Origin of the sequence: Pseudoalteromonas aliena (assembly GCF_038155085.1) — a bacterium.
Lineage (GTDB): Bacteria > Pseudomonadota > Gammaproteobacteria > Enterobacterales > Alteromonadaceae > Pseudoalteromonas > Pseudoalteromonas aliena_A.
Map to the genome: position 1 here is coordinate 35,303 of NZ_JBAKAU010000019.1, position 14,447 is coordinate 49,749.

General features: G+C 40.0%; 14 protein-coding genes. 11 read left to right on the top strand and 3 right to left on the bottom strand.

Annotated elements, in window-relative coordinates; translation table 11 throughout:
• The first annotated feature begins 2 nt into the window (after nt 1-2).
• From V6260_RS15525 to V6260_RS15570, 10 genes are all read left to right on the top strand, one after another.
• A complete protein-coding gene (locus tag V6260_RS15525) occupies nt 3-1,196 on the top strand; it encodes an alginate export family protein (RefSeq protein WP_341595020.1) in 1,194 nt (397 codons plus the stop codon).
• A gap of 241 nt (nt 1,197-1,437) precedes the next feature.
• Entirely contained in the window at nt 1,438-2,964 is a 1,527-nt protein-coding gene (locus tag V6260_RS15530) for an FAD-dependent oxidoreductase (protein ID WP_341595021.1), read from the top strand.
• 21 nt (nt 2,965-2,985) lie between these two features.
• A complete protein-coding gene (locus V6260_RS15535; protein ID WP_341595022.1) occupies nt 2,986-5,676 on the top strand; it encodes a nitrate reductase in 2,691 nt (896 codons plus the stop codon).
• A gap of 16 nt (nt 5,677-5,692) precedes the next feature.
• The gene (gene moaA / locus V6260_RS15540) at nt 5,693-6,664 is read left to right on the top strand and encodes a GTP 3',8-cyclase MoaA (protein ID WP_341595023.1); all 972 of its coding nucleotides are present in this window, start codon (nt 5,693-5,695) and stop codon (nt 6,662-6,664) included.
• A gap of 1 nt (nt 6,665) precedes the next feature.
• The gene (locus V6260_RS15545) at nt 6,666-7,292 is read left to right on the top strand and encodes a molybdenum cofactor guanylyltransferase (RefSeq protein ID WP_341595024.1); all 627 of its coding nucleotides are present in this window, start codon (nt 6,666-6,668) and stop codon (nt 7,290-7,292) included.
• Nucleotides 7,289-7,828 (top strand): molybdenum cofactor biosynthesis protein B, encoded by a 540-nt coding sequence (gene moaB / locus V6260_RS15550; protein WP_341595025.1) that lies wholly within the window; start codon nt 7,289-7,291, stop codon nt 7,826-7,828. The genes V6260_RS15545 and moaB overlap by 4 nt, the downstream gene beginning before the upstream one ends.
• Before the next feature lies 1 nt (nt 7,829).
• Entirely contained in the window at nt 7,830-8,300 is a 471-nt protein-coding gene (gene moaC / locus V6260_RS15555; RefSeq protein ID WP_138528496.1) for a cyclic pyranopterin monophosphate synthase MoaC, read from the top strand.
• Complete coding sequence (locus V6260_RS15560) at nt 8,278-8,577, top strand: MoaD/ThiS family protein (protein WP_341595026.1); 300 nt, start codon at nt 8,278-8,280, stop codon at nt 8,575-8,577. The genes moaC and V6260_RS15560 overlap by 23 nt, the downstream gene beginning before the upstream one ends.
• A complete protein-coding gene (moaE, locus tag V6260_RS15565; protein ID WP_211016400.1) occupies nt 8,577-9,035 on the top strand; it encodes a molybdopterin synthase catalytic subunit MoaE in 459 nt (152 codons plus the stop codon). The genes V6260_RS15560 and moaE overlap by 1 nt, the downstream gene beginning before the upstream one ends.
• 479 nt (nt 9,036-9,514) lie before the next feature.
• Nucleotides 9,515-10,159, top strand: a complete 645-nt coding sequence (locus V6260_RS15570) for an MOSC domain-containing protein (RefSeq protein ID WP_341595027.1) — start codon at nt 9,515-9,517, stop codon at nt 10,157-10,159.
• Between the two features lie 16 nt (nt 10,160-10,175).
• Here the strand turns inward: V6260_RS15570 and V6260_RS15575 are convergent, their stop codons facing one another.
• On the bottom strand, nt 10,176-11,081 hold the full coding sequence (locus V6260_RS15575; protein ID WP_341595028.1) for a LysR family transcriptional regulator: 906 nt from the start codon (nt 11,079-11,081) through the stop codon (nt 10,176-10,178).
• A 126-nt stretch (nt 11,082-11,207) separates the two neighbouring features.
• On the opposite strand from V6260_RS15575, the gene V6260_RS15580 reads away from it, so the two are divergent.
• The gene (locus tag V6260_RS15580; RefSeq protein WP_341595039.1) at nt 11,208-11,663 is read left to right on the top strand and encodes a PACE efflux transporter; all 456 of its coding nucleotides are present in this window, start codon (nt 11,208-11,210) and stop codon (nt 11,661-11,663) included.
• Nucleotides 11,664-12,026: 363 nt separating this feature from the next.
• Here the strand turns inward: V6260_RS15580 and V6260_RS15585 are convergent, their stop codons facing one another.
• Nucleotides 12,027-13,283, bottom strand: coding sequence for a nitrate- and nitrite sensing domain-containing protein (locus V6260_RS15585; RefSeq protein ID WP_341595029.1), 1,257 nt, complete (start codon nt 13,281-13,283; stop codon nt 12,027-12,029).
• A gap of 284 nt (nt 13,284-13,567) precedes the next feature.
• Nucleotides 13,568-14,437, bottom strand: a complete 870-nt coding sequence (cobA, locus tag V6260_RS15590; RefSeq protein WP_341595030.1) for a uroporphyrinogen-III C-methyltransferase — start codon at nt 14,435-14,437, stop codon at nt 13,568-13,570.
• Nucleotides 14,438-14,447 lie beyond the last annotated feature (10 nt).

Here is a 14,447-nt window from a genome sequence, read left to right on the forward strand (position 1 = left end):
ACATGTTAAATCATAAAAAAAACTTACCTATTATTTTTATACTGGGTAGCTTAACCGCGCCTTCAATAAGTCAAGCGGCGCAAACCGATCTTAACTTTAGACTGCGTTTTGAAAGCGCAGAGCAAGATAACGCACTAAAAGATGCAAGTAGCTTAACGCTGCGTACACGCCTCACTCATAAAACAGATCAAGTGAATGGGTTTTCTGCTCTTATTGAAGTTGAAGACAGCCGAAGCCTGTTAGGTGTGGACGATTACAATAATACACTGGGTAAAAATACTAATTACTCAGTAATAGCCGACCCAGAAACCACAGAGGTAGATCAGGGTTTTATAAAATACGCCAAAGATGCTTTAGCAATTAAAGTGGGTAGGCAAGTAATAGCACTTGATGGGCAACGGTTTGTGGGCCATGTTGGCTTTAGGCAAGACAGACAAACCTTTGATGCTGCTACAGTAAATTACACGTTTAATGATATTAACTTGCACTATAGCTACATAAGCAAGCGCAACCGTATATTTGCCGATAGCAAAGATATTGATTCATCCGATCACCTTATAAATGCAAGCTTTAAAACAAGCGTGGGTAAGGTGGTTTTATACAGTTATTTATTAAGTAACGACGCAGTAGATGATGACAGCTTAGATACCTATGGCGTGTCTTTTAATGGAAATAAAACGCTCAGTGATATTAAATTTTACTATAAAGCAGAGTACGCCACGCAATCTGCATCAACTAGCATGAGTGATTTTGACGCAGATTATTATGCATTTGAAGGCGGGATAGATTTAGGCGGTTTAGGTATTGAAACCGTTACATTAAAAGCCGGTATTGAATCACTGGGTTCTGATAATGGCGATTATGGTTTTGCTACGCCGCTTGCCACAATGCATAAATTTAATGGTTGGGCTGATACGTTTTTAGCAACTCCTGCACAAGGACTTGATGACACTCATGTAAGCTTAAATGGTAAAGCTTTTGGCGGTAAATGGTTAGTGGCGTATCACAACTTTGATGCAAACGACAGCGTCAATGGGGTTGATGATTTAGGCTCAGAGCTTAATGTGCAATACGTTAAGCCTATTAATAAAACCTATGCCGTGGGCGCTAAATATGCAGATTATTCAGCAGGCGACAGTGCGGCAGGCAAAGTTGACACCCAAAAACTGTGGGTGTGGGTAAGCGCCAAATTTTGAGTACTCAAACCCAGGTACTTAGACACAGTTTAATCCTCGTAATTTAATGTGTTACAAGTTGGTGCAATAGCGCCAACTTGTGGTGCTATCATCTTATTTTCACTGCACCAAGTTGGATAACTTACTGAAATATAGTGACTATATATCTGGCTTGCATATTGCTATAACAACTACATAACAAATTATACGTTTGAAGTATTAATTTATGCATTTAGTACTTTAAATCAAACAGGTGATTTTAATGCCAAGTAAGCAGCGTGTTGTCGTCGTAGGAAACGGAATGGTGGGGCATCATTTTGTACAGCAACTAGTTTCGCAACAAGGTGATAGCAAAAATATTGATATTACAGTGCTCAGCGGTGAAGACCGCCTCGCTTATGACCGCGTTCAGCTTTCATCTTTTTTTAAAGGTAAAACCGAAGACGATTTAGCACTTACCTGCAGTAAAACCTATCAAGATTGGCAAGTGAGTTTTCATACTCATTCTAAAGTGGTTGATATAAACCGAGATGCAAAAACGGTGACTACTTCAAAAGGTAAGTCATTTACGTACGACAAGCTAATACTGGCAACGGGCTCATTTGCATTCGTGCCACCCATTCCAGGTAAAGATCGTGAGCATTGCCTCGTTTACAGAACCATTAACGATTTACACGCCATAAAAAAATCTGCACAAGGCAGTAAAGTAGGCGTGGTTATTGGTGGCGGCTTGTTAGGGCTAGAAGCCGCAAATGCGTTAAAGCAGCTTGGCTTGCAAACTCACGTAATCGAATTTGCGCCACAACTTATGGGTGTACAAATAGACGGGGCTGGTGGGCGGTTACTTAAAAATAAAATTACTGATCTTGGTGTTACAGTGCATACCTCAGTGGCTACAGAGCAAATTATTGAGGGTGAAAATAGCCGTTATAAAATGTGCTTTAAGGGTGGTCAAACCCTAGAAACCGACATGATAGTGTTTTCAGCTGGTATTCGTCCATACGATAACTTGGCTCGCGAGTTTAATTTAGAATTAGGTGAGCGCGGCGGCATAGTAATAAACAATCATTGCCAAACGAGTGATAAAAACATATACGCAATAGGCGAATGCGCCCTTTGGAATAACTTTATTTTTGGACTTGTAGCACCGGGCTACGCTATGGCAAAAGTAGCGGCAGGGCATGTTTTAAAACAGCTTTTTTCAAGTACTGCTTCAGACACACCTTTAAGCAATTATTCAAACAATACTGATGAATTTAGCGGCGCCGATATGAGCACAAAGCTTAAATTAATGGGCGTTGAAGTAGGCTCAATTGGTGATGCCCACGCCCGCAGTGAAGGCGCAATTAGCTATTACTTTGAGGATCAGCCAAACGGTATTTACAAAAAAATAGTCACTAATGAGCAAGGTAGCAAACTTATAGGTGCTGTACTTGTTGGCGATACCAGTGATTACGATAATTTATTGCAGTACCACTTAAATAGTATAGAGCTTAGTGTGCCTGCAGAGTCGTTAATAATGCCACTTGCAGGTGAAACGGGCGAACTAAGCGCTGATGATTTACCAAGTGATGCCATTATTTGTGCGTGCCACAAAGTGACAAAACACACTATTGAACACGCTGTTATGCAAGGCTGTAGTGACTTAAATACAGTGCAACAAGCCACTAAAGCAAGTACGGGGTGTGGAGGCTGTGAAAAATTAGTGCAAAGCGTTATTAGTAGCGCACTTAATAATAAAATTGCCACGCTAACGCCAGTAGATGAGCCAGTATCACAAAGCGCTTAACGCCAACAATAAGAGAGCAGTATGAAAACGTTAAACACATGTTCAAATAAGCCTTTGCTTAAACAAACTACTTGCGCTTATTGCGGTGTAGGGTGCGGGGTTGATATTTCATTATTAAATAATACCCCAACAAAACTTGAAGGCATGCGCGAACATCCTGCTAATTTTGGCCGCTTGTGTGTTAAAGGCACGCATTTGTTAGATACAACCGGCACCGACAACCGATTAACATCGCCCCTTATTGATAACGAGCCTGTCAGTTGGGATGCTGCAACCAAATATGTGGCTAATAGGTTTAACGCCATTATTAAAGAGCACGGGCCGGGCTCGGTCGCGTTTTATGTATCGGGGCAGTTACTCACCGAAGATTACTATGTTGCCAATAAATTAATGAAAGGCTACATAGGCTCAGGCAATATAGATACAAACTCAAGGCTGTGTATGTCATCTGCGGTTGCAGGTTATAAGCGTGCGTTTGGTGAGGACGTAGTGCCATGTACCTACGAAGATTTAGAGCAAACTGAGTTACTTATTTTAATTGGCTCGAATGCTGCGTGGACGCATCCGGTGCTTTATCAGCGTATGGAGCGCGCAAAAAAGCTTAATCCAAACATGAAAGTAGTTGTTATTGATCCGCGTAAAACCGATACAGCTGAACTTGCCGATACCTTTTTAAATATAAAACCAGGCAGCGACGGGGCACTTTATAACGGCTTACTTAATTATTTAAGTGAACATAGCTTTTTAGATACGCAGTTTATTAACGAGCATACAAACGGTATTGAAACCGCGCTTGCAGAGGCGAAAAAGTGGAGTGTTAATGCAGTAAGTGACTTTTGTGATATTGACGTACAGCTAGTCAGTGATTTTTACGCCTTATTTGCAAAAAGTCCAACTGCTATTAGTTTTTATTCGATGGGTATTAACCAATCAAGCTCAGGGGTTGATAAGTGTAACGCCATTATAAATGCGCATTTAGCGTCAGGTAAGTTGTTAAAACCGGGCTGTGGTCCGTTTTCAATAACTGGGCAACCTAATGCAATGGGTGGGCGCGAAGTCGGTGGCTTGGCTAATCAATTAGCGGCTCACTTAGATATAGAAAATGAAGAACATCAATCCCTTGTACAGCGCTATTGGCTTTCACCAAAAATAGCTAAAAAAGCAGGCTGTAATGCGATTGATATGTTTGATGAAATAGCCAAAGGTAAAATAAAAGCTATTTGGGTAATGGCCACCAACCCTATGGTGAGCCTGCCTAATAACGCAGCAATACAACATGCACTTGAGCAATGTGAGCTGGTGGTTGTGTCTGACTGTGTTGCCAAAAGCGATACCCTAAAATTTGCTAATGTGGCGTTTCCATCTACCGGATGGGGTGAAAAAAACGGCACAGTAACTAACTCAGAGCGCAGAATATCAAGGCAGCGGCCGTTAGTTGAGCCTTTCTCGGGGGCTAAAAACGACTGGCAAATAATATGCTCAGTTGCTCAAAAAATGGGTTTTGAAGGGTTTGACTTTACAGACCCAAGCGGCATTTTTGATGAATGGGCTCAGCTAACTGATTTTGAAAATAACGGCAGCAGAGCGCTTAATTTATCAGGCTTAGTAGGGCTTACGCAGCAGCAATACGATAATTTAAAACCGGTTATGTGGCCGGTACTAAAAAATGAGCCTTATAAAAATGGGCAGGCTTTTACTAATAAACAATTTAGCACCGCGGATAAAAAAGCCCGCTTTATACCTATAACGCCTAAACTTCCTGTGCAGCAAACATCAAGTGATTACCCCTTTGTAATGAACTCAGGGCGAATACGCGATCAATGGCATACAATGAGCCGCACCGGGAAAAGTACTGCGCTTTCAACACACATAACGCGCCCGTATATTGAAATTAACCCCATTGACGCCAGCAAATTAAACATAAAGCCAAACGATTTAATAACGGCAAATGCTAAAACGGGGCAGGTCACGGCTCATGCTAAAGTGACGGATGCCGTGCGCAAAGGCGAGTGTTTTATGCCTATCCACTGGAACAAGCAATTTGCCTCATCCGCTACGGTAAGTGGGCTCTATCAATCGATTGTAGATCCGATTTCGGGCCAAGCTGAGTGTAAGCATGGTGCCGTTGATTTAGTTAAAGCGCAGTTTGCTCAGTACATGCAATTTTTTAGCAAAACCGAGCTTAAAATAAACAGTGATTTTTGGCTTAAAGTTAACGCAAGCAATTGTGTTAATTACCAGTTAGCGCTTAATGAGGCACAAAATGACTTACTTTATTACTGCCAAACACTAACAGGGCTACAAGGGCAGTGGTCTGCAATGAGCACGGCAAAAGCCATGCATGTTCAATGCATTCAAAAAGAGCAGTTAGTGTTTGTTGCGGTAATTTCATCTTCTCAAAAAGACATATCACTTGAGTGGATAAATCATTTATTTGCAGAGCCTTTAATAACGTTTAGCCAATTACAGTCATTGCTGTATGCAACCCCCGATGAAGAGTTTACCCAAGGCGCGCAGGTGTGCAGTTGCTTTAAAGTACGTGAGCAACCAATTATAAGTGCCATTAAAAGTGGTGCAAATACAGTGGAACAATTGGGGTCTAAACTAAAATGCGGCACAAACTGTGGCTCGTGTAAAACGCAGTTAAGCCAACTAATAAAGCAACATAGTACGCAAAGCGCTCAAAGTATTGATGTTGCAGTTGAAATGTAAATAAACAAGGAAGCATATGCTTAATGATCAATTTGGTCGGCAGTTTAACTATTTGCGCCTCTCTATTACCGATGTGTGTAACTTTAGTTGCACGTATTGTTTACCAAACGGGTATCAGTGCGATACTCCTCGAAACTTTTTAAATAAAAGCGAAATAAACACCTTAGTAAATGCATTTGCGCAATTAGGCACTAAAAAAGTGCGTATTACAGGCGGCGAGCCGTGTTTACGCAGTGACGTTACCGATATTATAAAGCAATGTAAAAACACGCCAGGTATAGAAAAAGTAGCCATAACAACGAATGGTTTTAACTTATTTAATAAAATTGATGAGTTTTATAGTGCAGGCTTAGATGCGCTCAACATTAGTATTGATAGCTTAAACCCGAGCATGTTTAAATTAATTACAGGGCACGATAAGCTAACCCACATTTTAAAAGGGATAGACCGAGCAATTGAGCTTGGCATAAAAGATATAAAAATAAATGCCGTGCTGGCTAAGCAGTTTAATAAAAACCAATTAAAGGATTTTTTAAACTGGGTGAAATATAAAAAAGTAACGGTACGCTTTATCGAACTAATGGAAACAGGCAATGGCGCCACCTTTTTTGAACAAAATCATTTAAGCGGGCAAAGTGTTAAAACACAGCTTTTAGCACAGGGTTGGTTACAGGTAGTGAGAGGTAAATTAAACGGGCCTGCAGAGGAGTTTTGTCACCCCGATTTTGAGGGTCGCATTGGCTTAATTATGCCCTACAGTAAAGATTTTTGTAAAAGCTGTAACCGATTAAGAGTATCGTCATTAGGCAAATTACATTTGTGCTTATTTGCTGAACAAGGTATAGATTTACGTCCGCATTTAAATGAGCAAGATACGCCAGCTACTGTAAACGCTATTCAAGCGGCAATGGGCAATAAAACTATTAGCCATGAGCTTGATAAGCGCTTAACGGGCGCCACAACCCATTTAGCTATGCTGGGCGGCTAAAATGAGCAATAAAGCAGTATTTACGGGGGTTGTGCTCGCTGGTGGGCAATCATCAAGAATGGGTAGCGATAAAGCCAATCTCATTTTAAAAAATAAAACATTACTGCAAAATGCCTGTGAATTATTAAAAGCAGCAGGAGCAAGTAATGTACTCATAAGTCGTAATGTACAAAGTGCTACTTCGCAATACATACCCGACATTTACCCTGATTCTGGCCCGCTTGGGGGGATTTATTCAACCTTAATGGCAACAGAGCAAGATATACTTGTAACCGCTGTAGATATGCCACTGCTTACCTGTAATTTATTATCGCAAATAGTATCTGTAGTAAGTGATAAATCCCACTTTCAAAAAAATCAGCCACAAATACATACATGGCACTTTGAAAATGAACCGTTACCCCTGTATATTCGTAACACCCAAAGCGTTAAACGTCATTTAAAACAATTACTCATAAGCGCAAATAGTCATAAATCAATTAAACAGTTTACCCGTAGTATTGGTGTGCAAACGCTTAAATGTGATAAAGCACATGCGCTTGTTAATACTAATACGCCGGCGCAATTTAAAGCTGTTAATGAGCAATTTGACCAACACAAACCTAATTTATTGAGAAGAACCCTATGAACCACACAACTGAGACACAAATAGCACTAAACATTGCCGTAATGACAGTAAGCGATACACGCGATGAAATTACGGATACCTCAGGCCATTATTTAATTAAAGCGCTAACTGAGGCAGGCCATCACTTAGCTGATAAAGACATCGTTAAAGATGATGTTTATCAAATGCGTGCAGTTGCCTCGCAGTGGATTGCCGATGACACTATTCACGCTATTTTAGTCACCGGTGGTACGGGTTTTACCGAGCGTGACTCAACACCAGAGGCATTTGCACCGCTGTTTGATAAAAGCGTAGATGGATTTGGTGAGCTATTTAGACATATTTCGTACGGCGAAATTGGTAACTCAACTATTCAATCTCGCGCACTGGCAGGCCTTGCAAATAACACGGTTATTTTTTGTATGCCAGGCTCAACAGGCGCATGTAAAACAGCCTGGTCAGGTATTATAAAAGATCAGTTAGACTCAATGCACAAGCCATGTAACTTTGCCCCGCATATTACTATTGGTAAAAAATGTGAATCACGAGAGCAATAATATGCTGAGCCACGTAGACGAAAATGGCCAAGCAAACATGGTTGATGTATCGCTAAAAGAGGTTACTCTGCGCGATGCATCTGCCGAGGCCTATATTAAAATGAGCAAACACGCTTTTGAGCAAGTGCTGCTTAATCAAAATAAAAAAGGTGACGTGCTAGGCGTTGCACGCATTGCAGGTATTCAGGGCGCTAAAAAGTGCGCCGATTTAATTCCGCTTTGTCACCCGCTTGCACTGAGTAAAGTAGCCGTTGATTTTGAGCTTGATGAAGCAAATAGCCAAATTAAAGTCACTAGCTACTGTAAATTAGCGGGCAAAACGGGTGTTGAAATGGAAGCGCTCACCGCTGTATCTGTGGCGACTCTTACATTATTTGATATGTGTAAAGCCGCCGATCCGCTTATGGAAATACACGGTATGCGTGTAACACAAAAAGCAGGAGGCAAGCATGGCAGCTGGCAGCGAGACTAATTTAGATAATATGAATGCAGCTGCAGGGCAGGTAAAGGTGCTGTTTTTTGGCCAACTTAAAGAACGCCTAAAGTGCGATAAGTTAACCGTTGATATAGCTCAACCCCTTAGCATTAAAGCGTTTAAACACATGCTGGTTGAGCAAAACCCGCATTGGCAGGCATGGCTTGAAGAGCGTGATGTATTGTGTGCGCTCAACCAAACTATGTCATCAAGCGATGAGCTTGTAAAAGCAGGGGATGAACTTGCCTTGTTCCCACCGGTGACAGGTGGCTAATGAGTATAAGCATTAAAGTACAAACTCACGATTTTTCAGTAGGTGAGCAACACAATGCACTTTGCAGTGATAATAAAAGCGATGGTGCCGTAGTCACGTTTACAGGGCTTGTGCGAGAATTTAGCAGCGGTGATAACGTAATCGCACTTGAGCTTGAGCACTACCCAGGTATGACTGAGCAACTACTGCAATCGATAGCCGAGCAAGCGCAAACACGCTGGCAACTTGCCCGTATAAGTATTATTCATCGAGTCGGCTATTTAGCGCTTGGGGAGCAAATTGTATTTGTTGGCGTAACCTCCCGCCACCGCCAAGCTGCGTTTGAAGGCGCACAATTTATTATGGATTACTTAAAAAACCACGCCACGTTTTGGAAAAAAGAGCATTTTAAAGATTCATCAAATTGGGTCGAATTTAAACAAAGCGACAAGCAAGCGTTAAACAAGTGGGAAAAGTAGGTCCGTGTAAGCCTATATATATGCGTTTATAATATTAATGAAAAAATTTATCTCAAAAAGAGAATCTATAGAGTCAGCTTACCTTTGGATTGCGGCTCTACTTATTTTTATAATTATGTTAGAGCTATTAACTGGGTGGTCAATTGGGTCCAAAAGCTCGCCGAGTCAATCTTTAAAGATTAATCCGGAGCAGTTTTGGTTTGAAATAAAACTTCACTGCAGTTTCGTTTCATGGGCAATTTTTAGAGCTTTTATTACATTTCCACTTTTTAGAGCGACATACAATGGCATGCTTCGCTTTAGAGAAAAACACAAAACCATAGCAAATATCCTTTTCTATGTACTTACCCCTGTATTTGTAGTGTTTCTGTTTTTAACTCTGTTATATATTTTTGACTTATAATCTTACTTTGTTGATCTTCAAAGATGAATGATGAAACTTACGCACTCTTATTTTTAGCTATAATCAAAGGTTTAAGATGAAAATAATATCTACCAATATCTCTAAAATAAAAACGGTTGTTCATAATGGTAAAGAGGTTAAAACTGGTATTTTTAAAACGCCAACTAGTGAGCCAGTTGTTATTGAAAAGCTAAATATAATAGGTGATGAACAAGCCGATTTAGTTAATCACGGTGGGGTGGATAAAGCGGTTTATGCGTTTTCACACAATCATTATGATTATTGGAGGCGCATCCTTAAAAATGATGATTTAGCAGTCGGTGCTTTTGGTGAGAACTTTACAATTTCAGGCCTTGATGAGCAAAATATTCATATAGGCGATCGTATTCGTGTAGGTACTGCACTGCTTGAAGTAAGCCAGCCGCGTGTGCCGTGCTTTAAATTGGCTATTGCTCTGAATAATAAACAAAGCCTAAAATTATTTACTCAGTATTACCACACCGGTGTTTACTTTAGAGTGCTTGAGCAAGGTATGGCAAAAACGGGCGATGCAGTCACTATTGAATATAAAGCTAAGCATAATATTTCAGCAAAAACGTTGTTTCAGGCGTTTTTTGATAAACAATACCCAGATTTTGAGAGCGTATTACTAGCAGCACTTGAACTACCCGAGCTTGCGCTTGAGTGGCAAACTAAGATAAAAAAGAAGCTCGCAATTTAACGCCGCCTGAGTGTTATTAAACGTTAGCTTTCCAATCACCTTCTTTTAAAAAATGTTGCTGTAAAAGGGTGAGTAAACTCTCAGTAACTGGGCCTGTAGGTCTACTTCTTGATACCACACAACCTATAGGCGTCAGCCAACCGCCTTGCTCATGTGTTACGGGAAGGGCAACTACGTCACCTTGTTTAAGTTGTTGCTTTATTGCCAAATCAGGTACCAACGCCCAGCCCACATTTTGTGTTACCAAATCTATGAGCGTTTGATGGGTATTTGCGTACCACACCTTAGCGCTTATAGCGTAGCTAAACCATAACTCTGATTGATTAAGGCTACGGTGAGTACATTGCCTATGTGCTTTTAAGTCACTGCTATTTACTTTACTGAGTTTAGCCAGCGCATGTTGTGGCGACGCAATTGTTAAAAATCGTACTTGGCCTAGCAGAAAAAAATCCATATCTACTTTTAGTTCACCATCACTATATATGATACCTAGTTGCGCTTTACCTGTTTTTACAAGTTTTTCTATATCAAACGTAGTCGCTGATATTAGCTCAAAGTTTGTAACAGGGTACTGCTTTGCAAAGGGGGCTATTATTTTTAAAACTCCGTGATTACTTATACTTTCGTCAATAGCAATGACTACGTCTTGTTCGTAGTTTTTAGCAAGAGACTCAACTTTTTGATCGAAATAAGTTTGTTGGTGCAGTATAGAATAAGCAACGGGAAGCAAAGCTTTTCCGCTATTTGTTAAAGTGGGTGTGTTTTTATTACGGTCAAACAATGTTTGATTTATTGCAATTTCAAGGTTAGAAATCGCTTGGCTAATACCTGACTGCGCACGCTTTAACTTGCGCCCTGTTGCTGAAAAAGAACCTGTTTCTACTACGGTTACAAATATTTTTAGTTGCTCTAAGCTATACATTTTATTCCACTCGATTTAAAACTACACACTTACCTTATCACTAATAGTGATAGTTGCTAACTTTTGTAACTAACTAAATCTGTCATTATCACAGCACTTAAATATTAAAAGATAAAAGGGGATATGATGACAGAAAAAATGGGTACAACAGAGCGAGTGTTTCAGGCAGTTTTGTTTGAGGTTTTAGCCGTGTCGTTATCAATTTTAGGTTTAGCACTATTTACAGAACATGCAATTGGGGCTTTATCGGGCACTATGATCATTGTTGCGACCATTGCTATGTGTTGGAATTTTATTTTTAACTGGTTTTTTGACCGAGTGGCCACGGGCGCTAAAGAAAAACGCTCGTTATTGTTTAGAGTATTTCATGTCATTTTATTTCAAGGTGGCTTACTTATATTCACTATTCCGGTAATGGCATTCATATTAAGCGTTAATTTTTGGCAAGCATTTATAATGGATATTGGGGTCACCTTTTTTATAACCCTTTACGCTTTTGCATTTAATTTAATATACGACCACACACGCGCCTATATTTTACGATCAAAAAATCAGCGCATGCAGTTAACGTATAACATTTAGGGCGTGTTGAACTTTGCGGATTGAAATTTGTTCAATCTAGGGGCGATTAAATCGCGGCGCGAGGTTTGTAACCTAGTGGGCTCGGTAACTGCTCCTGCGTTACCCTACTGGCTTACATCCATGTAAGAATAAGTAAAAACCGAGTAAAGCTTCCGTGTCCTGCTCACGCCCCTTACCTACATCCATGTAGGCAACAAAGAGTTTATCGCCCCTAGGCAGAACCCGAAGGGCAGCGCATAATTGCCATTTATGCCGCGTTATCGCCTATTTATGGGGAGTAACCACACTTCATAGGCTCCGCCTTGCCTAAAAACCAAACACACTGCTGCAAATTCAACTATCAAAGATCAACACGCCCTAGTGTTAATCATCACTTAATTCAACAATTGTTTGCGCTACATTATAAAGCGAGCTGTGGGAATCCATAGCTTGCTTTTGCAATTGTTTATGGGCTTGCTCTTCGGTTAATTTTAATTGCTCTATTAATATATATTTTGCTTGATGAATCACTTTTTGCTCGGTGATCACTCGTTTTGCATCAACTAATGCTTGGTTAATTTGTTTGATATGCTGGCTTTGCTCTAAAATTAAATCGTACATGGTTTTATTACTGTTGAGCTTGTTGGCTGCCGTATTAGTTGGTTCATTGTCTTTAAGTGCTAACTGCCCGTCGGTTGCAGGCATATATTGTTGCTCTAAGGTATTAAGTATTTGCTTATTTGAATTTAATTTTCGTTGTGCGCATGCAATTTGCATCGCGGCACAATCAATTAGATGATCGCTAATGTTTTGCTCTATTTTATGCATAATATCGATGCGTGTTGTGGTTACTTCGTACCATACTTCACTAAGCTGCGATAAAGGCTGCGCATTTTCGTCATCGAGTTTTTGTAATAAACTTCTTAGCTGATCCACTTGCTTATTTACTGGGTGCTCTATGAGTGAGCTATAGCATTTAAGTAAATGATCGTCTGCGTATTCATCAAAAAACGAAAAACTATGATTTTGTTCTTGCACAAAGTGAGCTAACTTAGTTTTTTGCTCTTCTGTAAATTTACTCGCTGCAAATGCTTGTGCACCACAGGCACGCTCTTGTCCTGCGTATTCTTTACCTTGCATAAAATTAAAAAATGCGACTAACAAGCGCGTTATTTTGGGATCGCTTGCGCCATCCGCTGCCTCTAAAATAATATTTAATAAGCTTGCTATAAGTTGTGTAAATGATTGCGTGGCATGAACAGCGGTTACATTTTGTTTGTTTATTTGATGGCGCAAAGCTGGTAGAACATCAAGTGCCTGTAGGCTGTAGGTAATTAAATTGTATAATCTTGAATGACCAGGGTCGGCATTTTCAGATATAAAGGTTGTTTTAAGAGAGTCATAAAACGTATCTTGAGCGCTTTGTGTAATGGGTATTTGCTGTGTTAGTTCATTACTAAAATGTAAGCTCTTAGAGGCTAAATAGATGTTGCTCATAGCGCGCTCTTTTTGTAACTGGTGTACAAAATCACCCAGTTTAGTAAGTGAAGCACAACTATTTTGCAATTGTTTTAAGGCATGTATTTCTTGATACTTTGCCGCAAGTAAAAACTGTTTTGTGAGAGGATTGCTTGTTTGCATAGGTTTAGTTCCGCACTTTTTAGTTTTTAAAGTGCAACCCTTGTTCCAATCATGAAAAAAATTAATTATTGAATAGAAAATCAATCTAAAACAGCCGCTTATTGTTGTATTTTTATTTTATGAGTATTTTAAACTTTATTTTAGGCACACAAATTTACCCTTTTTGGTGCATAAAAAGGGAATATTGCACACTGCTTGCGTTGCAGTAAAAAGCGCGCTTACCCCTGGGGAGGAAATAAGCGCGAAAAGTGCATTATGTATTAAATTTCATTAACTATTAACTATTAACTATTAACCGTTTGAGCTAAAAGCTCTGCGCTAATAGCCATTTTATGATTTATTACTTCTCCCACAATTATAAGAGTAGGGCCTTGCAGGTTATGGCTAAGATGATCATTTACTATATTTTCTAATGTACTGGTAATTACTTTTTGCTTACTCGTTGTGGCGTTTTCGATAAGTGATATTGGCGTAGTACTTGGCCAATTAACTGATTGAAGGCCACCACTTAGCTCTTTTAACCGTCCTAAGCCCATATAAACCACTAAAGTTGGATTATTGTTGCCTTGCACAAAGGCGTAATTGCTCCAGTTAGGCAGTTTTTTAGGATCTGCAAATTGGGCAGTTAAAAACGTGACGCTTCGCGCTACATCACGTACTGTAAGCGGAATGCCTGTATATGCAGATGTCGCACATGCAGTGGTAACACCAGGTACAATCGCAAAGCTAATATTATGCTTTGTAAGTGCATCGGCTTCTTCGTTTATGCGCGCAAATATACTTGGGTCGCCCCCTTTTAAACGCACTACGTTTAGCCCTTGTTGAGCATATTTAACAAGTAGGGCGCATATATTGGCTTGTGTCATTGAATGCATACCGGCTCGTTTGCCTACAAATACCCTCTGCGCTTTTTTAGGTAATGTTTTTAGTAAATCTTCGCTTACAAGCCAATCGTATAAGATGACGTCGGCTGTTTGTATTAAACGCTGCGCTTTTACGGTGATTAGTTCGGCATCGCCTGGGCCTGCTCCTATAATATAAACTTGGCCGTTTTTAGCTCCTTTACTAGTAAGCTCAGCGCCATTAGTGAGTTTATTCACAAATTTGTTTAGCCAACCATTTTCAATACCTGAAAAATAAGAAAGCACGCTCATAATAATCTCC

Coding starts and splice junctions, on each gene's coding strand:
- V6260_RS15525 (WP_341595020.1), top strand. CDS start 3: ATGTTAAATCATAAAAAAAACTTACCTATTATTTTTATACTGGGTAGC.
- V6260_RS15530 (WP_341595021.1), top strand. CDS start 1,438: ATGCCAAGTAAGCAGCGTGTTGTCGTCGTAGGAAACGGAATGGTGGGG.
- V6260_RS15535 (WP_341595022.1), top strand. CDS start 2,986: ATGAAAACGTTAAACACATGTTCAAATAAGCCTTTGCTTAAACAAACT.
- moaA (WP_341595023.1), top strand. CDS start 5,693: ATGCTTAATGATCAATTTGGTCGGCAGTTTAACTATTTGCGCCTCTCT.
- V6260_RS15545 (WP_341595024.1), top strand. CDS start 6,666: ATGAGCAATAAAGCAGTATTTACGGGGGTTGTGCTCGCTGGTGGGCAA.
- moaB (WP_341595025.1), top strand. CDS start 7,289: ATGAACCACACAACTGAGACACAAATAGCACTAAACATTGCCGTAATG.
- moaC (WP_138528496.1), top strand. CDS start 7,830: ATGCTGAGCCACGTAGACGAAAATGGCCAAGCAAACATGGTTGATGTA.
- V6260_RS15560 (WP_341595026.1), top strand. CDS start 8,278: ATGGCAGCTGGCAGCGAGACTAATTTAGATAATATGAATGCAGCTGCA.
- moaE (WP_211016400.1), top strand. CDS start 8,577: ATGAGTATAAGCATTAAAGTACAAACTCACGATTTTTCAGTAGGTGAG.
- V6260_RS15570 (WP_341595027.1), top strand. CDS start 9,515: ATGAAAATAATATCTACCAATATCTCTAAAATAAAAACGGTTGTTCAT.
- V6260_RS15575 (WP_341595028.1), bottom strand. CDS start 11,081: ATGTATAGCTTAGAGCAACTAAAAATATTTGTAACCGTAGTAGAAACA.
- V6260_RS15580 (WP_341595039.1), top strand. CDS start 11,208: ATGACAGAAAAAATGGGTACAACAGAGCGAGTGTTTCAGGCAGTTTTG.
- V6260_RS15585 (WP_341595029.1), bottom strand. CDS start 13,283: ATGCAAACAAGCAATCCTCTCACAAAACAGTTTTTACTTGCGGCAAAG.
- cobA (WP_341595030.1), bottom strand. CDS start 14,437: ATGAGCGTGCTTTCTTATTTTTCAGGTATTGAAAATGGTTGGCTAAAC.